Here is a 20,326-nt window from a genome sequence, read left to right as displayed (position 1 = left end):
ATAAGAAAAATAACGACGTGAGATGATCTGGGGAGGTCTGGACAATGCAAAAACCGCTTATAAAGAACTTTATTAATGACCACCTCTTACCATTTGACATTGTATTTAAGGACAAAAAGACACCAAATCGTGAACTACCAGAGCATCTTCATGATCGCTTTGAATTGGTTTATATTTATAGTGGAAAAGGCACGTTTTTCTTAAACCAAATGCTCTATGAGATGAATGAAGGAGACCTCTTCATCATTCCTGGAAATACCGTTCATCAGGCATTGCCAGATTCTGAATTTCCAATTACTGCCACCGCTGTCTATTTTGATTCGCAACTGATCGGACATTATTCAGCAGGTGATTCGTTTACGAATAGGCAAGTTTTTGAGCGAGCCCGAAAATATAAGAGCTATAAGCTAGTTGTCCCAGCAGCCATGCGCCCTCATCTCGAAGAAAAACTCAAACAAATGCATGAAGAATTGGAACGACACGAAGCTGGTTTTAGATACGCAGTTCAACTACATTTAAATAGCCTTCTCATCAGCATTAATCGTTTGATATTAAAAGAATCCCATCATCAACTGGCCGCGTCCGATATCGGCCCCCCCTGGCTACTAAACTTACTTCAACACTTAGATCAGTTTCACACTGAACAAATCGCTGGACTTTCGTATTTGGCTAAGCACACTTCAGTCTCAGCCGCTCATTTATCTAGGGTGTTTAAACAACTAACCGGGATGAACATCACCGACTATGTGAATGCCAAGCGAATTTCAACAGCAAAGGAGCTGCTTTTAACTACCGACTTAGGTATTGATACGATCGCCCACAATTGCGGTTATGAGAGCTTACCTTATTTTCATAAGTTATTTAAGAAGTTTACTGGCGTAACCCCAGGCGTATATCGAAGAAAATTAATTAATGAAATTAGCTTCCAATTAGACAACATGACATAAAAATGTGAAAGTATCTCAAGAGCAAATTATTGAAATATTACTCACCGAAGCTAATTACGAATAGCCTTATACCCTCTCCATTAGTGACAAGAATAAAAAATGACAAGAACTTGATCCGATAACAAAAAAAGCCCGCGGATTTCGCAGACTTCATTCAGACAATGTTCTTGTCAACCGACACCAATTCTCAGCAATCTCAGTGAATTTTTTAACTGCAGGTGAAATAGGCGTTCTGATGGCTAAACCTATGGTTCTAGTTTGTTCTAATTCAAGTGGTATGACCTTTATGGAATTCAATCCTTTAGGGATGATCATTTCCGGTAAAATGCTAATACCTAAATTATTCTCAACCATAGAGAAAATAGAATTTTCGTTCATATTTTCGAATCGAATATTTGGATGGATATTGTTCTCTTTAAAAAATAGCTGTAAATCGTCAAAACATTGATAAGTTGGCATGATGAAAGGAGCATTTTCAATATCCTCAACAGATATATGTTTTTTACTATGCAAAGGTGATTTGTCTGATACTACACATAAAAGTGGCTCAGTTTTTAACTGGACAATATCAAATGAACGTAAAGCAGTAGTTTTATTATTAACAAAACCACAATCTACTTTACTATCTAGTAACCATTTCTCTATCTCAGCATAATTTCCTTCGATTAGTTGAATTTCTATATTAGGATATGTCTTTTCCATTTCCTTGATCATATAAGGAATCCAGTTTGTTGATATACTACTAAATACCCCTACCTTTACTGTTCCTTTATTCAATCCATTAATAGCACTTACTTCCTGTTTTAACATATCGTTATAATATAGGATTTCTCGAATCGTGACTAATAAATCCTTACCATTCTGAGTTAGCTTAATAGTAGTGTTGTTACGAATAAATAAAGGAAAGTTAAACTCTTTTTCTAAACTTGTAATGGCATGACTCACAGCAGATTGCGTTAATCCCAATTCTTCAGCAGTTTTAGTAAAGCTATTTACCTCTGCTGCTTTACTAAAAATCTCATACTTAACTAAGCTCATCATTTACACTCCATGAATTTTTTTCATGTACTTCATTATACTTATTCGCTGTACTAATGGCAAACATGTACATATAATCAAGACATACTTTGCAACATTGATTTTAATTTTACAATGATTTAAAGGAGCGTGTAGTGTAATGAAGAAAATTTTAATAACAGGAGCTGCTGGAAAGATTGGTCAACATATTACCAATACATTAATGAAGCAAACAAACTATCAATTAAGATTGGCAGATATTAATTTATTGCCTTTAGAAAAATTTAAAAAGTCAGGTCATGAAATTATATATCTAAATGTATCTAGTTTAGAAGAATGTCAAGAAGCATGTAAAAATATAGATATTGTGATTCATCTAGCAGGAGACCCCTCACCAAATGCAGATTTTTATACTACTTTATTAGAGAGTCATATAAAAGGTTCATACAATATATTTAAAGCTGCATCGGACAACGGTATTTCTAAAGTCGTAGTTGCTTCCAGTGCTCAAACAGTTGAAGGATACCCACTAGACTTTCAAGTAACAGAATCATCACCCGTTAGACCAAAGAATATGTATGGGGTTAGTAAATGTTTTGTGGAAGCACTTGCATCATATTTCGCTTATGAGAAACAATTACAAAGTATCGCCATCCGTATTGGTGCTTATGACGATTACAAGACTGAGGGTCAGCCACTATCAGCTCGAGACATGAGTGCCTATATAAGTCCAGAAGATTTTAGTGAACTTCTACTGAAAACGATTTCAGCTAAATCCCTGCCACCTTTTTCAATTTTGCATGGTATATCTAATAATCGTTTTAAACGTTTAAATATTGAAGAAACTAAAAGGTTAGTAGAATACACACCGAATTCAGATGCATTTAAATTGTGCGGAATTCAGTTATTTGATTGTTAAACATGGATCCAAAGCATTTAACATGGAAGATTAATCCTACTCTGATTGTTGCACCAGCTCTCTTTACTGGTGGGCGCCGGTCCGTACTAGCCAATGCAATAATTGCTTATACACCGTAGAAATCCTTTATATTTAACCAAGTTTAACACTTTAAGTTGTTAGCCCGTTGTCTAGGCTATCGTTTTCCGAGGGAGCGTAACTAAATGCCACTAGAAACTAAATTTTCGAACTTCTTTTTTTCATGGGCTATTTAATTTGGCATGAAGCCTTACCAAATAAGGGGAATTAAATGATACCGTGTTTTCTTACAATAATCCTCATATCCTTTCAACTCTTTTAACAATACTTTTTCTTCATTTAACAGCCTTAGAACGATAAAAATGATTATAGAAATCGAGGGAATCAATGCCCAAATTGAACTTAATGCTAAAGGAGTGAAAAGTATAATAAATATAGCACCTGTATACATTGGATGCCGAACCAACGCGTATGGACCTGTTGATATAACTTTCTGGTTCTCGGTCACTTCAATTATGGCAGACGTATAAGAATTCTCTTTAAAAACTAAGAAAACAATCGAAAAGCCAAGTAAGATGATGACATCTGCAACAAATACAATAAATAAAGGAAAACTTGACCAACCAAATCGATAGTCTAAACCAGGAAGGACTAACAATCCGACAAAAAAAGTGATACCAGATATGGTTTGGAAAATTTTTTGTTCCTTTTCTTTTTCTTTAGAAATAGTTCTTCTCTCTATTAGTTTAGGATCTCTCTTCAAAAAATAGCCATTGATAAAGTACGTGGAACCTAAAAAGATCACAAAATAAATCCATGCCTCCCAAAAGTTAAGTGATCCTGCGGGCAAAAAGAGAAAAGTAAAGAAAACGATTGAAAATAGGAGAGTCCTAAAGTAGACTTTTTTCTTTAACAAAAATTACACCTCCCTCACCTTATGGGCTATCGCTTGATCAGGATCATAGATTATTCCTGAGTGGAAAGAGCGCGCTGATTCCTCAATAAACAACTATGCATGTTGTTCATAAGCCATGCATCTTATAACGTATGAAGGATATTTGTCACGGGTATGGGCATATATATGAAGTTAATAAAATACGATTTTTAGTAGCTAGGTGTCCTCGATCTAACCACGTGATAGGCATTACTAATGAGCAGTCCGATAAATAAATACATCAGTCCACCAAAAAAACCATAAATAACAACACCTACTATTGCACTCAGCAAACCAAAAATCACTTGATCCTTATTGGAGACTGGCGAAGTTGGTGGATCTGTCAACATAAATAAGGCAAAGAATAGTGAAGCATTTATAAAAGGAGGTCGAAAAGCATCGGCAGCTTCTCCGACATGCATGAACCCCATTAGAAACAATAACAAAAAATACACGCTAAGAAATGCAAACACTTGTGGAAATTTGTTCACGCGATTAGTAACCGCGTAACCCGCCAATAAGAGGAATCCAATTGTCCACACTGGAAGATCTCCAAAAGCGCCCCACCAGCTCTGTCCAGTTTGGAAAAAAAGAATAGATAAAAGTAGGCCGAAGGCCGCTGGATTAAATACCGGTTTTTTTTTATACACGAGAAGATGCTTAGATACAATAGCTATAATTGCAGTAATAGCCACAATATACCAGGAGGTTGCTGTGCTTAAAATTAAGGCAATAATAAGCCCAGTGATCACTGCACCATCCGGAAGCCATTTTTTTCTTTTGCCCAAACGAGAGCAAATCAAATCAATCCCTACTGCTGTAACTAGAGCAATAATAGTATTATAAATTCCCTTTATATCCGAAGAGAATATCGCGGCTATCATTAGCATGCCGACCAAGGAAATGATGACATAGCTCTTCGGTTTTTTATGCCAAGGATGGGTTGACACTTATATCCCTCCTACTCTATGCAGATGTAACTTCGACGTAATCAAAATACCCTTTAATTGCATGTCATTTATCAATCTTTTGCCTTGATCCAAGCCATATAAACATACGACCGTTGAGAAGACATCTGCCATCATGGCGTACGGAGCCACAATACTGCAACTTATCAACTCATGGGGAGACTGTTTGCTTTTCGGGTAAATAATATGATGGATATCTTCACGGACTTTACTTTTGCGCTCGTATCCGCCAGATGTACATACTGCTTCGTTGGATACTTCAATAGTGTCTATCATGTGATCCTTGTACGCCGGATGCTGAATTCCAATGCGCCAAGGATGGCCTGTTTCATCTAACCCACCAGCAAAAAGGTCTCCACCGGCATTAATTACAAAACCTTGGAAGTTAGATAACATCTGGGATGCTAAGTCAATAGCAAATCCTTTCGCAACCGCACCTAAATCAATCACCAGTGGTTTATGCAAGTACATCGTTTGATCATGATCGCTTAAGCCAATATCTAGATAGGACACGTTATCTGCAGATAGGTTTGAATTGGTTTCTCCGGTTAGATAATGTCGATTGAAGCCATACGCTTCCATTGTTTTTCCGATTGTTGGGTCAAATATCCCTTGTGTCCATTCCGCTATTTCCAAAGCAAACTTCAATGGTTGAAATAACCAAGAACTGATCTGAACATGAGTTTTAATCTGTTGACAGGCTTTCATTAGTTCACTCCCCAGCGTGAAACGGCTGCAAGCTTGTTCTACGTTCCGAAATGCATCAAAAGCTTGCGCTATCACAGGTTCAACCTCAGACAATGAAAGGGAAGTAACGACCTTAATTTCTACAACAGTATCCATCATTAACTTGGACTTTTTCACAATATGGACCATTATACATTCCGCGCTTGCGTAAGTGCGTCTTCAATTGCATCTTGGAATGCTTGTGTACTATACGTTGCTCCTGAAACATTCTGTACTTGAGCACTTTGCTTTTGTATAACTTCTTGAGGTAATCCAACAACATCGTTTTTAGAATAATGCATGGCAAAATGACTTATTTCCACATCGGTTATTTTATCATTGGTAATGCTCACTTTCACTCCAATGGACCCACGTCGATTACTTCCACTTCCTTCGAAAGTTCCATTCTTATATTGACTTTTGACCTGACTACTGACTGAATGAATATTGGTTTGTATGTGCTGCTGAGGCTCCTGTAATGTGGCTTGCGTTTCTGTTGTCAAATACCCAGCGCTATACATTACACCTATGGCTGTAGTACAAAGTACAATCCACTTTTTATCCATTTTGGCCATATCCATTCCTCCAACTTACACATATAGTACTTAGATGCTACTTCACTTATCATCTACTTGATTAATGATACATCAAGTAAATGAAATTAAGCTGAAATCAGCTATGCATTGAATTCGATTTCGAATATGCTCCCATTCCCTTCTTCACTCGTAACATGAATGTAAGCCCTGTGATTGTTTAAGATGTCTGCGGCAATAGACAGCCCTAATCCTGCACCACCTAATTCACGTGAACGTGCTTTGTCCACTCGATAGAAACGCTCAAATATGCGTGCGAGCTCATCCTTTGGTATGCCAATACCAGTATCAGCGATTTGCAGCGTTGTTCTACCTCTATGTGAAGCCCGATATGAAATCGTCACTTGTCCGCCAGGTGACGTATACTTTATGGCATTATCAAGTAAAATGTAAAGGAGTTGTTTTATTTGATCTACATTTCCAACAATGAAGTTAACTCCATGATCATTCTCAGGTAAATCCAGCTGTAAATGAACTCCTTTTTTGAGTGCCAAAGGCTGTATCGCCTGATACATTTGGTGGGAAACTTGAACTAAATCAACATTATCCAACTTCATTTGTAAAGATTGCGAATCGCTACGAGCTAAGGTTAGTAATGACTCTACAAGTCGGATCATCCTTTTCACTTCATCTTGTAAACTATCCAGAACATGCTGTTCAAATTCGGGCAATGTATCCTTGCACTCCTCTAATAGTTCTACGGAGGAATGAATAACACTCAGCGGTGTCCTTAGCTCATGAGATGCATTCGTTGTGAATTCAACCTGACGATAATAGGATTTTTTGATCGGAACCATGGCTTTGCCAGCAAAAAAATAAGCTAACCAGATCGCTAGGGACAATAAGACAAAGGTAGAAATCAAGAGGATTAGCCTGATTGTATCCAGAAGTGCTGCATTTGCGGAGATGTCTATGGCCATCCAATATACGCCGCCAGCGTCATTTAAGATTTGAGAGCTAACCAGAAATGTCTGCCTTTCCCCTCCTACTTCCACATAGAACCGTTCACCGTGCTCATTTTTCTTTTCGTTTTGTTGTGCCCAAATTAAGAGTTGATTGGACATTTCTGTGTAACGACTTGGAGAGATCTGAGTTTTCCCGTCTGGACTTACCCAAACAATTAATTCATCTGAAAGCAGGAAGATCCATTCGACATTCTTGGCTTCATGCTCCATCGGACGCTTGCCTTTTATTTGCTCCTCAATGCGATGCTCCCATTGCTGGGACATTTTATTCTTTAGATCTTCTAATTTCTGATTTTCATTGTGTTGAAGGGTTTCCTGCAGAATCAGATAAAAAAAAGCAGTTATGAGAATGATAACAACGCCAAGTATACTGCCGAAAAATATCGTCAGTTGCTTTCTTGTTCGTTCGAACATCATTTTCCTCCTTCTACAACCAAACGGTAACCTAGTCCACGTACATTTTGTATAATTTTATCGGGAAATGGGTCGTCCAGCTTCTTACGCAGTAATTTAATGGTGGCATCGACAGTATTAAGTGTAATTTCAGCATCTATGCCCCATACACGATCAATCAGCTGCTCTCTGCTTAATATTTGTTTTGGATGTTGTGACATAAACGATAACAATTGAAACTCGCGGCGTGAAAGAGGAATCGACACTCCGTTTCTACTCACTTCATATGTACTATGGTCAATGATAAGCGTATCTCCAAAAATTTTGGTATCCGCTTCCCAGTTCGTTTCTTTTCTACGATATAAGGCATGGAGACGAGCTATCAATTCCTCGAAAGCAAATGGCTTCACCAAATAATCATCTGCTCCTGCATTTAAACCTTGAACGCGGTCAGTAATGGAGTCTCGTGCTGTTAGCATAAGGATCGGTGTCCGATTCTTCTTCATTCGGATTTCTTTGCATAACTCAATTCCGGTTTTATGAGGAATCATCCAGTCTAAAATATAAATATCAAAGGTGGCTCGTTCCATGAATTCCAGTGCACTTTCCGCACTTAATGCCCATTCCACTTGGTACAGTTGCTTTTTAAGCTTATATTGGATCAGCTCGCCCAGCTTCGCATCATCCTCAACCAGTAAGATATGCATAGCATCCTACCACCTTCCTCAGATTTACTACTATAGAAATGAGTGAATCAGAAATAAGATAGCAAATACTAGTCCACATCTTAAATGCCATTTCTTATCGAGTCTTCTGTAACGGAATAAACCTGAAATCGGTACCGGTAACAGGACGATTAGTGCAAGAAGCCCGGTAATGTTGTTGAAATCCCATTTAAAACCATACATAAATACGGCAACCGCATGGAGAGTAATTAGTGCTGCCATATGATATAGATTGTTGACACGGCTTTCGCACCAAATACCCATATTCGTTCTTTCTTTGGAATCCATGATGGTTTTCCTTCTACATTTTGCTGAGAGCTCATCTAAACTCCTCCAACTCATATTTATAGTTGTAATATACCTCATTTTTCTGAAAATGAAATGAAAAGCTCAAAACCGATGCATTCCAGAAACATTGTTCCTCAGCTTCAGTAATAAATGTAAAGGTTGATTCACATACTACAAGAAAAATTAGACTTTTCCGATAGGGACATCGATCTAACATAACGCAAGCCGATGCTCTATTTACGATGTTCCCGAAGAGGATGTCCAAATCGGATTCAGCTCATTCAGAACTGTCTCACCTGCAAAATGTTTATTAAACTGATAAGAGGAAGATGGAGCATAACAAAGTGACGAATAAAATGTTAGATTTTATCAAATACAAAGGGGATGTATGGAAAACCCCATTAGCTGCAGCACTGTCTTGGGAGCTTGCTGAGTGGGCTGGATCTAAGCATCCTTACTTGGCTCCTCTAACGGTCATTTTGTGTATCCAATTAACAGTTGACAAATCCATACAATTTGCTTGGCAGCGCATCGTGGGGACCATAGCCGGCGTCCTTTTCACAGCTTCCATAGCACCTTATATTGGCTTAAACGGCTGGAGTATAGGATTCCTTCTTCTTGTCGGCGCTCTTATTTTAACGTGGCTGAAATTAGATCATGCCATAATGGTCCAATTTGCTCTCAGTATTTTATTGGTCATGTACTTTCAAAGCAAGATGCCGAGCTACTCGCTTGATCGGATACGCGATACTGTTATAGGTGCGATCGTAGCCATCCTGATCCATATCATGATATTCCCTCCCGATTCTGTTAACAAAGCTAAAAAAAAGATGATCCAATTTGCGGACCATCTATCCAATCATTTTATAAACACCGCTCTTTGGGTCACAGAGGGCTGTTCCTCAAGTAAAACACAAAATTTGCAAACTAAATTGCAAACATTATTTCAGGAACTTCATCAAGTGACCAACGAGTTGGATAAAGCGGAGCAAAGTCTGCGTTATAATCCAATAGGTGCCAATAAACGCAATACTTTGAAAGCGCTGAACCAGCAAATGCATCGACTTCGATCGGGCCATGCCAATCTTTCCGATATGATACGCATTTTGTTAAAGTGGTCCGAAAGCGGCAAGTTTGCAAAAGAGAATCAACGAATGTGGGCCGATCATTTGAACTCGCTAGGGAAACTTGTCAAGGAATGGAAAGAAGCATTGGATGACCCGGAAATATATAGCTTGGTTTCCAACGAATCAGCTTTGCAAATTAAAGTGCCTGATTTTATGGAGAACTATCAGTACCCGCTTGCATTATACATGAACGCTGAACAAATCATTCAAGATTTCCAAAATGCGAATTAATCTAATAATGATTTCTTTATTTCGCTGAAAAAACGTCCTTCACTGCATGGTGAATTTCTTCATAGGACGTACACCTGCAAATGTTGGATTCCAGCCAAACCCGAATGGTCTCTTCATCGGCATCAGGGTGAAGACTCAGCAAGCCTTCGCAGTTCATAATAAAACCAGGAGTGCAGTACCCGCATTGAAATGCCTGATTTTGAACAAAGGCATTTTGTACTGGTGAGTTCATTAACCCCTCAATCGTCGTGATTTGTTTTCCACTAGCTTCCACGGTGAGCATTAGGCACGATTTCATGGGCTGGCGGTCTACCCATATTGTACAGGCACCGCAGTCTCCGTTACCGCAACCGGGTTTACTCCCCGTGAGTCCGAGCTTGTCTCGAAGTGTATATAAGAGTACATCTGCAGCCCTAACTTGTATCGTTCGTTTATCTCCGTTAATTTCAAATTCAACTGGATAAACAGTCATGTCTCGAGATGACATTCATGCTTCACCTTCTCTGCAAAAGATATACCGCGTCTGCCATCGTTTGTTTAAGTACGAATTCCCGGTAAGAAGCGGAACCTTCTGTATTTTGTAGTAAAGGAGCAGGAAGCTTACCTACCGCCTGCGCAATTCTTGCTGTCAAAGGTAGCGAAGAGTCGTTCAACGACCGATCGATCTCAACGGATCGAAAGGGAAATGCGCAGACGCCGCTGTATGCCGTACGGATCTGGTTATCTATTTTAAGAGCAGCTAGTGTGACGAGAGGATAGCCTACGTTGCCTATTTGCCGTTTTTTATAATGAACGTACGGCAGTGACAAATAAGCGCGGTTTGTTAAGGTTTTTACAAGAAATTCTCCGTTTTCCAATCTCATTTGTTGTAAGAAAACATGATGAATCGAAACTTCTCTTCTTCCATGTATGCCGGCTATAACCATATGACTGTTTGCCAGCAGAAGCGGGAGTACGGCCTCACGATAATGAATTTTGCCGCAAATGTTTCCTCCTAGCGTGATCTTATTCCGGGCTGTTTGGTCTGCGACTCCCTGCGCCGATTCGCTGAGCAGAGGGAACGCGTTCGCCTCAGACAAAGCCGATAACGTGACACAGGCTCCGATAACCAGCTGATCTTTCCGCATATCCATTGCATTGCACTCCGGAATGGCCTTCAAATCGATGACTGCTCCCGGTTGGATGGCGTTTGTTCGAGCCCACGTGATGATCTCCGTACCTCCGGCGTAGTATATCGGATTCTTCCCTTGTTTTTGCAAATACTGAAATAATTCCACAGCCTGCTGGACAGAGGAAGGTTTGTAGTATTCAAAGTCAAAAGGTATCATGGATCGTCCCCCATATCATCTCGGGTGTCAGTGGCAGATGATTGAGCTCTACGCCAGCAGCAATGGTTAAGCTGTTCGCCAATGCGGCCGGCATTCCGATCAAGGCGTGCTCGCCGATCCCGCGCAATCCATAAGGCGCTTCCAAATGAGGCGTCTCGACGAAATCAACGATGTACGTTGGTTGCTCACCATAACGAATCAATTTATAGGTTCTAAATTGCGGATTTAATACAGCACCTTTCTCATTAAATACAAAAGCTTCCCGGCTGGCAAAATTTAAGCCCATACTCATTGCCCCTGTTATTTGGCTGCGGGCCATTCGGGGATTAATTACCTTGCCGGCATCGATGACGGTTGCCGCTTTAATGATTTTGTACGTATAATCTCTAGTATCTAATTCCACCTCTACTGCTTGAGCGCCAACTGTCCATTCAGGACCGGGATTTCCTTTACCGGTTTGAGGGTCTAATAAGGTTAAATTACGCATGGCATAGCTTCCGCGGCCGATAATTTGACCGCCAATCGTATTTCCATTTGGAAATATGTAGCCGTTAGCGATATTTTCAATGGCTATTCCTTTATCAGGGCGATCTTTCAAGTAAACCTTGCCCGCTCCGACATCCAAGTCTGTTGGCAAGCATTGCAAGACGATTGCAGCTATGTTTTTTAGCTGTGCGATGGCATCGTCAGCCGCATGCAGGATCGCATTGCCGACTAGAAAGGTACTGCGGCTCGCTACTGTTTTCCAAAAATAGGGATCTTTCTCGGTGTTGACATCCGTAGAGATATGGATCAACCGGTCATCCATACGCAGCTTTTCGGCTAACAGTTGAGTCAGAGACGTCCTGGTACCTTGGCCGATTTCTACAGCGCCACAGAGCAGATTAACGCTTCCATCCGGATTAAATGCGATAACGGCTCCCGCTCCGGCATCTGTTGGCGTATCGGAATTTTTCCAGAAACAGCATACCCCCACCGATTTGACGAGATGGCCATCGGTTTCACGCACTGGACGGTCGTCCCATTGGAGTAATGTTTTCAATTTGGCAATGCACATGGGCAGATCGCCTAAATTACTTCTATTGAGTAACGTTTGTGTCGGAGATGTATCCCCTGGCCCAATTGCGTTATTAAAGCGAAACTCTAAAGGATCCATGCCAACCCGGTCAGCCAGTAAATCCATTGCTCTTTCAATACCGAACGTCAGTTCGGGGTGCCCGAATCCTCGAAAGGAAGTGGAATAAGGGTGGTTCGTATACATGCATAATGAGTCGCACTGAACGTTCTCGATACGATAAGGTCCCGTACAATCGACCGCTCCTGCCCGGCTCATCACCGCACCTCGATCCGAATAGGCTCCGCCATCATACAGATACAAAATTTCGGCAGCCATCAATCTCCCTTCCTGCGTGCAGCCAAGTTTGATTGTCGCATCCAGTCCGATATGGACGGGAGAAGAGATCATGTCCACCTCTCGGGAATTCACCAATTTTACAGCTCTTCCACCAACCGCACGGGAAGCCATAAAAGCAAGAAATTCGATCTGAATCGCGGATTTCCCACCGAAACTACCTCCGACCAGAGGCGTGTGAACGATCACTTTATGAAGCGGGATATGAAAGGATTGGCTGAGAGTTCTTCGGATAACAAAAGGCGATTGAGAAGCGGAATGGATGATGACTCTACCGTCAGGTAAAATCTGTGTTGTACAGCAGCGCATTTCCATCGCTGCGTGATCCGATTGGGGAATAGTCACCTTAACTTCAATCGTATGATGGCTATTCTTCCATCCTTCTGCCATATTCCCCTTGCGTATTTTTGTCCGGTTCGCGATGTTCGTTCCCGGCTCCGGGTAAGCTTCTTCGTGTCGCTTGTACTCGGCAAGATGCTCATGGATGATAGGAGCGTTGCTCTGAAAAGCGTCGCTTGGAGAAAGGACGACCGGTAAAAGTTCGTATTCCACATTAATTCGGAGAGCCGCCATTTCTGCTATATATTCTTGCTCCGCAACAACTAGGGCGACGGGCTCGCCGTAATATCTCACTTTGTCGATGGCCAGTGGCGGACGGTCTGCCAGCGGCGAACCTGTCAAAATCGGCTCATTTCGACCTGTTATGACCGCTTTTACACCCGGAAGTTTCATGGCTTCTGAGTAATCAATTGATTTTATTTTCGCGTGAGCATGCGGACTGATGGCAATTTTGACATGTAATAGTTCCGGTCCTGAGACATCATTCATATATTTGGTAAGTCCTGTGACTTTCTCCCATGTTTCCTTTCTTGGAATGCTTTTCCCAATCGAGTGTCGGATCTTGCCCCCCTCCTTTTCTTGAAATGATCTTGTGACGTACTTTAATAATTGCTCATGTACAATAAAACGTCATGGAAACCACAGCACTTCATTGATAGCGTGAAGGGTAAATCATTCTCAATAGTATATGTTTAAGTTTATTTTTTTTCTTCACGATTTCAAATGGTCGCATCATCTCGTAATCTTCATGTTCGAGCATGTGACAATGCCATACAAAAAGTCCAGCGAAAGGATCGAAACGCCCGATAAATGAGGTAACGGAACCAGTGGAAGCACGAATCGTATCTTTAAATCCTCTTTCGTTAGGTTCAGGAGGAGTAGATGGCCCAGTAAATTTAAGTTCTCCTGTAGTTTGATAATGAGCAACGTCAAAAGGCTGGCGCTCTAAAATTTGCATGTCAACGACATGTAAATGAATGGGATGGTCGTCTTTGGAAAGATTGATTAGCTGCCATATTTCAATAGTTCCTAATTCTATTTTCTCAGATATAGGATCATTCCACATTTTACCGTCAAGTAAATTGAGCGATCTCCCGTATTCGTCGGCCACCCTGACGAGTGTGAGATTCCTTGTTCTTGTTGCCATCTCTCTAGTTAGGAAATTAATTGTCGTTAAATGATCTGGCAGGGAACTGGTATCTTTGCCTTTTAGCGGAGTGGTTACTCTAAACTGCATCACATCAGTTGTTTCTGGAGAGGCACCCTTGAATACATTTTTAAGAATGATCGTCTTACCATAGAATCGGGAAAAATCGACGATAACATCCGCACGTTCAGTCGTTAGAAGGAGAATCTCGTTCATTTTCACTGGTTTCTCCAATAATCCACGATCGGTTCCAATTTGATATAATGGCTGTCCAGAGTCCAGTTTGAATTTAATGGTGCGACTATTACAGTAATTTAATATGCGAAATCGGTATTTTCTCGGTTCTATTTCAAGATATGGGGATACTTTGCCGTTTACCAAAATGTAATCAGCGTCAAAAGGCGTGACAATTGAAGGATAAGGAAGACGATGATTGTTTTTATCCGGAGTAGCAGGGTAAAAGAGCGAACCATCCGGATTAAACGAGCGATCCTGAATCATAAGCGGGATTTCATATTTCCCTGCAGGTAAATTCAGAGATTGTTCATGTTCATCCCGAATGATAAAAAATCCTCCAAGTCCGGCATAATTGTTCAATCTTGTAATACCCATTGTGTGGTCATGATAAAATAACGTAGTAGCTTCAAGGTTGGGATACTCGCATACTTTTCTTTGAAACATAGGTCCGGTTTGTTCAAAATTCCTCGTAAACCAAGCATCCGGGTACCCATCACTATGGTCATGCTGTTTTCCGCCGTGTAAATGAACCACAGTCCTAACCTGAGGAACATCTTGTTCTGCACCATGAATGGTCGTATCGATGGGGAGAAAATGCTTTTCGGGCAAATCATTCATCCATTTGACATATGTCGTTTCACCTTTCATCACGTCGAAAGTAGGGCCCGGGTACATTGCGTTGTAGCCCCATAAGCGGGTAGGACCTAGATCACGATGTAGTTTTTGGGTAAATTCCCTCATTGTCACTTCAAAATACGAACCTTTCTTGTCTCGCTTGATCGGAGAAATGGTTTTGGGAATAGGCAGTTTATCGACGAATTTTTGAAGTCTTACTTTTACTGGCATATAAGTAGAGACCTCCTCACGTAGAGCCGCTTTAGTCAAATAAAATAAGGGAATATATTAGTTCGAAAAGTGTTTTCGAGTTGCAACTGCAATTGCACGTCCAAATCCACTATCGCCTCCAGTAATGATCGCAACCTTCCCTTTCAACTTGCAGCTACCGACATACCCAGGGTAATCTGATAAGTTCCGTTTAGATCCACATCTAAATCTATTCATGAGGTTTATGGGATATGTTATATCCAAGTTGAATCTTGGCGGTAAGTACAACCGCTCCCACAGCTGCAATAAGAATGCCCAAAATGGCTTGATTCTTATCCTTGGCAGGTGACTAACGCCATCTTCGAACTACTAAAGTCTATATAAATTTTTATTTAACAAATAGACTCTACTCCAAAATTCTGACCTTTATTTGAATATAATAAGGAGTACATTCAAATAAGGACCAGAGGGGAATTTCTTCAATATGCATATTCTGATAATTGTTCCTGAACAAATCCCCGTTCCGCCACCAGTGGGAGAGTTTGTGGAACATTGTATCTATCAATCGCTAGAGAAATATAGCCTAAACAAAAGGCAACTATTTTAAGTGGATTACGAAATAACTACCCCGAGAAAAGCCTGCAAGGCCAAATCAGCATTATTCGTGTCGAGTTACAGCAACCAAATTACAGAAAATATATGCTTAAAAAACCAAGTAAAGGTGTTGTGATTATTATGAACCGAGCGAGTACTCTAGGCAGTAAATGGGTCAAAACGAAGATTCTTTTATTAAACAAAGAGCTGCGCAAATTTGTTCCGGAAACAAAAATCTATAATCAAACGAACCTGCAGCAGATGTTAAATAAATATAAGATGGTTTATGTCAAACCCATCAATGGATCTTTCGGACAAGGCGTTATTCGCGTGGAGAAGAACGATAAAAAATACCTCTTTCAAGCTGGGAAAATCGCTAGATCATTTAGATCTTTTTTAGGCTTATATACATCACTTAATAAAGCAAAGTTAAACAGATCCTATTTAGTGCAGCAAGGAATAGATCTTCTAACCTATCAAAAGAACATATTCGATACACGCATTATGGTACAAAAAAGCCCAAGGAAGACTTGGGAAGCTACAGGGTATATCGGTCGAGTTGCCCATCCCAAAAAAATAGTGACGAACTTTCATAATAGCGGTAAACCACTACCCTTAGAATTATTACTTAATTCCTATTTAAAGAATCCGTTGAAAAAAGAATATATCAAAAACTTGCAACATTTAGGGTATCAAATTGCAAAGCACTACCAGAAGACTTATCCTAGATTTAAAGAAATTGGTGTTGACATCGGGATAGATAAACAATTGAAGCCATGGGTGCTTGAAGTAAACACAGCACCTGATCCATTCATATTTAATCAATTAAAAGATAAAAAAATGTTCTTTAAAGTTCTTCGTTATGCGAAAGCAAATGGCAGGTTTTTACGTGTGAAACGTAAGTAATACCTGCTAGAGGATCTTTTCCCGTTGCATGTTCAATTCGTTCTCTCCATTTTCTCCGCTTTAGCGCAAATAATGTCAGTTCGGATTTTTTGGTAACATAAGTTGTCAGGAAGGATAATTCCAATTTTTACCAAGTAATCCCTAATTTGCTCTTCTTGCTCCCATACACCATCCCCTGTTTCTCACTCATCCCAAACGCCACCTATGGGGATAAAACTGAAGAATTTCTGAAGGGAACCGTCATCATAACGACGAAAACCCCGTCATTATGTGTAAGCGTTACCGTTCCTTCGTGCATTTCAACAATGTTTCTGGTGATCGGAAGACCTAAACCGCTACCCGTTTGGATATCTTCGCTGCGCCGCGAGTGATCGCCTTTATAAAAACGGTCAAAGAGTTTTTCTTCTTGATCTTTTGTTATGGGTGTTCCTTCATTTTCGACCGTAATGTAAAAAAACTGTTCATCTGTTTTCATGGAGATACGGATTGTGCCCGGCTTAATGGAATACTTGAGCGCATTCATCAGCAAATTATCGATGGCTCTCCCGAATTTTTCGCTATCAATTGCCGAAACAACAGCGGTATTGCCGATATCTTTGTCTATGGATGCTCTATTTTCCAGAGCAATAGGCTCGAATTCAAAGATCATTTGGTCAAGCAGCTGACGAACATCAATTTGTTTCAGATTTAATTTAATGCTGCTAGATGTAAGACGAGTGTATTCAAACAAATCGTCTATGAGATTTTTCAAATGAATGGCTTTACTATATGTGTTTTGAAAAAAACGTTCATACTCATTCTGATCTTGAAATGAACTAGTTCTTAACAAATCTAAGTAACCAATGATGCTCGTAAGAGGCGTGCGCAAGTCATGGGATACACCTGTTATTAGCTCCATCTTGGATTTTTCAATCTTCCGCTCCATTTGAATCTGTCGATCTAATCGTTCAGTCATCGCATTAATGCTTAGTGCTACTCGCCCAAGTTCATCTTCTCGCAGTATGGGTACGCGATATTCCAAATTCCCTTCTGAAATGATATCGAGTCCTTCTGCTAAAGCAATGAGGTATCTGACCACACGGCCGGTTAGCAAATAAAAAGAGACGATGAATGTAGCCACAAAAAAAATAGTCGGCACATAAGTTTGATTAAAATTCGCGACGAACACCATGGAAAATACCGCAATAATAAGACTAAAAATAAATGCCCAAAACATCTCGACCCGGATGCTTTTTTTGCCTTTTATCAGGCTAAATAGTATATTTATCAATTTTATATCCCACTCCCCAAACCGTTTTGATATATTGCGGTTTTCTCGGATGTTCCTCCATTTTTTCACGCAAATTGCGGATATGCACCATGACCGTGTTATCGGAATAGCCGGAGGGTTCATTCCACAACGTTTCATAAATTTTATCGGCACTAAAAACTTGCCCAGAGTGGCTTGCCAATAACTCCAAAATAGAGAATTCAAGAGGTGTAAGGGAAACCTCTTTCCCCCTTATCGATACGAAATGTTTTGCTTTGTCGATAACAAGCTCTTGTATGGTAATCGCGGAATCGTTTGATTCTTTTGTGGTGTACGTTTGCCTCCGAAGTTGAGCTTTGACTCTTGCAAGCAGTTCTAAAGAATTAAAGGGCTTGGACACATAGTCATCAGCGCCAATAGAAAGACCCGTGATTTTATCGATATCCTCCTCTTTAGCTGAGAGCATAATGATGGGCGTTGTCCAAGTTTCCCTAATCTTCATGCACGTTAGGATACCATCTAAATTGGGCATCATAACGTCTAAAATAATGAGCTGTATGGAGTTTACATTTAATACATCTAACGCTTTCAGACCGTCCTCTGCTTCTAAAACCTTATATCCTTCGTTGCGCAAATAAACGTGAATAACATCGCGAATTTCTGAGTCGTCGTCTACAACTAATACTGTGTTCATCTTGCTTTCCCCCTTTTCTGGCTTCTGAATAATAAAACTATAAAAATGATTATCGTAAATGAAAGTCCTCCATATGTACCGTAATGATATACCATTGTCCCAATACTTTGCACATGGGCTCCTGCTAGTCAACCTAACACAAAAAAGACAAGTGTCCAGACAAGTCCAGCCGTGTAAGAATAAAGCACAAATGTACGATACGGCATTTTATTAATCCCAACTAAATAGGGAATAAGATGTCTTAAGACCGGAATGAAGTAACTAAAGCTTATAGCAAAATTTCCGTATTTGTTTAACATGTTTTCAGCTGCTATTAAATGCTTACCGATATTCTTTTTACGCCGAAGTTTATCAAGCACCGGTGATCCGAGAAATCTACCGAGAACATAACCAACTGATAGCCCAGAAATCACACCTAAATAAGTGACAATAAAAGCTGGAACCGTAAGAGAAATAAAATTGATCAGAAGCCATGAAACTCCCCACCCTTGTCCTTATTTTCTTCATATATTAAGTTGAAATTCTAAGGAACATACGGGGATAAAACTAAAGAATTTCTGAAGAGAAAAATTCGAAACAAAAACGCCCTATTTAATAGGACGCTTAATGAAAATTCTTTAACCATTGATTTCATGTTATCTTAAAGGAACGACGGCCTTTACTGGCTTCCGACTACACTTAAATTACAAGCCGGCACTCATGTGGTGCAAAGTTCTGATTCATGATAACATCATTGAAATGAAGTCATGGGAAACGTTTGTTATACAATTTTAGGAGGTTTGATATGCCTGATTTGTTGTTGTTGCTATTCTTGTTTAACTTGTCCTTATTTCTCCTGCACGAAATGGATGCAATTCGACGTTCGGAATGGAAACTATTTTTCGTTCTACAAGATATGGATGATGCAAAAGCCTATAAAGTGTTCACCTTTATCCATCTCCCCCTGTACACCATCATACTCGCTTTACTTTTTAGCCAATATCAGACGATTACGTTTTGGGTGTTAGACATCTTTCTCATGATCCATGCGATCCTGCACTTATTTTTCGAAAAGCACTCCCGCAACGAATTTAAAAATACATTCTCTCGTTTCATCATCTATCCGATGGGAACTCTTGCTGCTATCCATTTATTATTGATTGTGAATCTCTGATTTTCTCTTAACTTCCATCCAAATCGATTCTTGGTGATTGTACAAGGAAGGTATCTCCGGTATCTGTCATCCAGCTACCCAGCGTTTAACTTTAGGAATATGAGATTCGTCCAGGGGTATGATTTCTATTTCCAGTAAAAACCCTCCCGTCAAAATGATAATCTTCAATATAAATTAATCATGAAATTAAGTCAGTATCCTGCCCAGTCGTAATGAGGCTGCCGATCCTTAGGATTCTCATGAAAATCATCATTATTTATGTCTTTCGTCGGCGGTCTATGTTCTTGGCATGTATCGGCATTCGGAAAATGTTCTTGACACCCGACATCTCTTCTAATTAACCCTATAATCGTGCGCCTAGCAAGAAAATCGCCTTGCTCAATTTTCATTACTATCTTATCTTTTGCACATAAGTTAGTGGATAGCTGCCGCCGCTGCGGCGATTTACTCCCTGCTTTCAACTAAAGTTCACCCGTTAGCCGTTCATGCAGCGCAAGACCAGCGCTGCACCACAGAGGATGAAAATGGATAAAATCCGTCAATACTTCTACTACGGCTGGGTGAGGAAGGTCGATCAACTATGGTGCGTTAG

The 20,326-nt window shown here is 40.1% G+C and carries 20 protein-coding genes and 1 pseudogene; 5 read left to right on the top strand and 16 right to left on the bottom strand.

The annotated features are described in order from the left end of the window. The first annotated feature begins 44 nt into the window (after positions 1–44). Complete coding sequence (locus HQN90_RS36255; RefSeq protein WP_173227689.1) at positions 45–947, top strand: AraC family transcriptional regulator; 903 nt, start codon at positions 45–47, stop codon at positions 945–947. A gap of 150 nt (positions 948–1,097) precedes the next feature. On the opposite strand, the gene HQN90_RS36250 is transcribed toward HQN90_RS36255, so the two are convergent. Then, on the bottom strand, positions 1,098–1,985 hold the full coding sequence (locus HQN90_RS36250) for a LysR substrate-binding domain-containing protein (protein ID WP_173227706.1): 888 nt from the start codon (positions 1,983–1,985) through the stop codon (positions 1,098–1,100). A gap of 139 nt (positions 1,986–2,124) precedes the next feature. Here HQN90_RS36250 and HQN90_RS36245 point away from each other — a divergent pair, with 139 nt between their 5' ends. Then, positions 2,125–2,883: an NAD-dependent epimerase/dehydratase family protein gene (locus HQN90_RS36245; RefSeq protein WP_173227688.1), complete on the top strand. Its 759-nt coding sequence runs from the start codon at positions 2,125–2,127 to the stop codon at positions 2,881–2,883. 268 nt (positions 2,884–3,151) lie between these two features. On the opposite strand, the gene HQN90_RS36240 is transcribed toward HQN90_RS36245, so the two are convergent. The 7 genes from HQN90_RS36240 to HQN90_RS36210 form a co-directional block, all read right to left on the bottom strand. Further along, positions 3,152–3,817: a methyltransferase family protein gene (locus HQN90_RS36240; protein WP_173227687.1), complete on the bottom strand. Its 666-nt coding sequence runs from the start codon at positions 3,815–3,817 to the stop codon at positions 3,152–3,154. A 188-nt stretch (positions 3,818–4,005) separates the two neighbouring features. Then, positions 4,006–4,785 (bottom strand): RnfABCDGE type electron transport complex subunit D, encoded by a 780-nt coding sequence (locus HQN90_RS36235; RefSeq protein ID WP_173227686.1) that lies wholly within the window; start codon positions 4,783–4,785, stop codon positions 4,006–4,008. Next, the gene (locus tag HQN90_RS36230) at positions 4,786–5,649 is read right to left on the bottom strand and encodes an FAD:protein FMN transferase (RefSeq protein WP_246362998.1); all 864 of its coding nucleotides are present in this window, start codon (positions 5,647–5,649) and stop codon (positions 4,786–4,788) included. 29 nt (positions 5,650–5,678) lie between these two features. Continuing rightward, positions 5,679–6,104 carry an FMN-binding protein gene (locus HQN90_RS36225; RefSeq protein ID WP_173227685.1) on the bottom strand — a complete coding sequence of 142 codons (426 nt, stop codon included), beginning with the start codon at positions 6,102–6,104 and terminating at the stop codon, positions 5,679–5,681. 101 nt (positions 6,105–6,205) lie between these two features. After that, entirely contained in the window at positions 6,206–7,504 is a 1,299-nt protein-coding gene (locus tag HQN90_RS36220) for a sensor histidine kinase (protein ID WP_173227684.1), read from the bottom strand. Continuing rightward, complete coding sequence (locus HQN90_RS36215; protein WP_173227683.1) at positions 7,501–8,187, bottom strand: response regulator transcription factor; 687 nt, start codon at positions 8,185–8,187, stop codon at positions 7,501–7,503. Before HQN90_RS36215 ends, HQN90_RS36220 begins: the two co-directional genes overlap by 4 nt. A 30-nt stretch (positions 8,188–8,217) precedes the next feature. Continuing rightward, the gene (locus HQN90_RS36210; RefSeq protein WP_173227682.1) at positions 8,218–8,493 is read right to left on the bottom strand and encodes a hypothetical protein; all 276 of its coding nucleotides are present in this window, start codon (positions 8,491–8,493) and stop codon (positions 8,218–8,220) included. A gap of 329 nt (positions 8,494–8,822) precedes the next feature. Here HQN90_RS36210 and HQN90_RS36205 point away from each other — a divergent pair, with 329 nt between their 5' ends. Further along, entirely contained in the window at positions 8,823–9,851 is a 1,029-nt protein-coding gene (locus HQN90_RS36205) for an FUSC family protein (RefSeq protein ID WP_216855561.1), read from the top strand. A 16-nt stretch (positions 9,852–9,867) separates the two neighbouring features. Here HQN90_RS36205 and HQN90_RS36200 read toward each other — a convergent pair whose 3' ends face one another. The 5 genes and pseudogenes from HQN90_RS36200 to HQN90_RS39140 form a co-directional block, all read right to left on the bottom strand. Further along, the gene (locus HQN90_RS36200) at positions 9,868–10,338 is read right to left on the bottom strand and encodes a (2Fe-2S)-binding protein (protein ID WP_173227681.1); all 471 of its coding nucleotides are present in this window, start codon (positions 10,336–10,338) and stop codon (positions 9,868–9,870) included. 7 nt (positions 10,339–10,345) lie between these two features. Further along, positions 10,346–11,179, bottom strand: coding sequence for an FAD binding domain-containing protein (locus HQN90_RS36195; protein ID WP_173227680.1), 834 nt, complete (start codon positions 11,177–11,179; stop codon positions 10,346–10,348). After that, complete coding sequence (locus HQN90_RS36190; RefSeq protein WP_173227703.1) at positions 11,166–13,490, bottom strand: xanthine dehydrogenase family protein molybdopterin-binding subunit; 2,325 nt, start codon at positions 13,488–13,490, stop codon at positions 11,166–11,168. Before HQN90_RS36190 ends, HQN90_RS36195 begins: the two co-directional genes overlap by 14 nt. Before the next feature lie 88 nt (positions 13,491–13,578). Beyond that, entirely contained in the window at positions 13,579–15,159 is a 1,581-nt protein-coding gene (locus tag HQN90_RS36185; RefSeq protein WP_173227679.1) for a multicopper oxidase family protein, read from the bottom strand. 72 nt (positions 15,160–15,231) lie between these two features. Continuing rightward, a pseudogene (locus HQN90_RS39140) lies at positions 15,232–15,348 on the bottom strand (NAD(P)-dependent oxidoreductase); the annotation flags it as partial. A 525-nt stretch (positions 15,349–15,873) separates the two neighbouring features. Between HQN90_RS39140 and HQN90_RS36180 the strand changes: the two are divergent. After that, positions 15,874–16,638: a YheC/YheD family protein gene (locus HQN90_RS36180; RefSeq protein WP_173227678.1), complete on the top strand. Its 765-nt coding sequence runs from the start codon at positions 15,874–15,876 to the stop codon at positions 16,636–16,638. Positions 16,639–16,840: 202 nt separating this feature from the next. Here the strand turns inward: HQN90_RS36180 and HQN90_RS36175 are convergent, their stop codons facing one another. The 3 genes from HQN90_RS36175 to HQN90_RS36165 all read right to left on the bottom strand — a co-directional run bounded on the left by HQN90_RS36175 (position 16,841) and on the right by HQN90_RS36165 (position 19,036). Continuing rightward, the gene (locus HQN90_RS36175) at positions 16,841–17,908 is read right to left on the bottom strand and encodes a HAMP domain-containing sensor histidine kinase (RefSeq protein ID WP_246362997.1); all 1,068 of its coding nucleotides are present in this window, start codon (positions 17,906–17,908) and stop codon (positions 16,841–16,843) included. Continuing rightward, positions 17,889–18,581, bottom strand: coding sequence for a response regulator transcription factor (locus tag HQN90_RS36170; RefSeq protein ID WP_173227677.1), 693 nt, complete (start codon positions 18,579–18,581; stop codon positions 17,889–17,891). Before HQN90_RS36170 ends, HQN90_RS36175 begins: the two co-directional genes overlap by 20 nt. 128 nt (positions 18,582–18,709) lie before the next feature. Beyond that, positions 18,710–19,036 (bottom strand): DedA family protein, encoded by a 327-nt coding sequence (locus HQN90_RS36165; RefSeq protein ID WP_338042435.1) that lies wholly within the window; start codon positions 19,034–19,036, stop codon positions 18,710–18,712. Positions 19,037–19,365: 329 nt separating this feature from the next. Between HQN90_RS36165 and HQN90_RS36160 the strand changes: the two genes are divergently transcribed. After that, a complete protein-coding gene (locus tag HQN90_RS36160; RefSeq protein ID WP_079416834.1) occupies positions 19,366–19,734 on the top strand; it encodes a DUF6713 family protein in 369 nt (122 codons plus the stop codon). Positions 19,735–20,326: the final 592 nt, after the last annotated feature.

Source organism: Paenibacillus alba (assembly GCF_013204855.1).
GTDB classification, from domain to species: domain Bacteria; phylum Bacillota; class Bacilli; order Paenibacillales; family NBRC-103111; genus Paenibacillus_E; species Paenibacillus_E alba.
The sequence above is the reverse complement of the archived record's forward strand: the minus strand, read 5'-3'. Positions and strand labels throughout refer to the sequence as shown.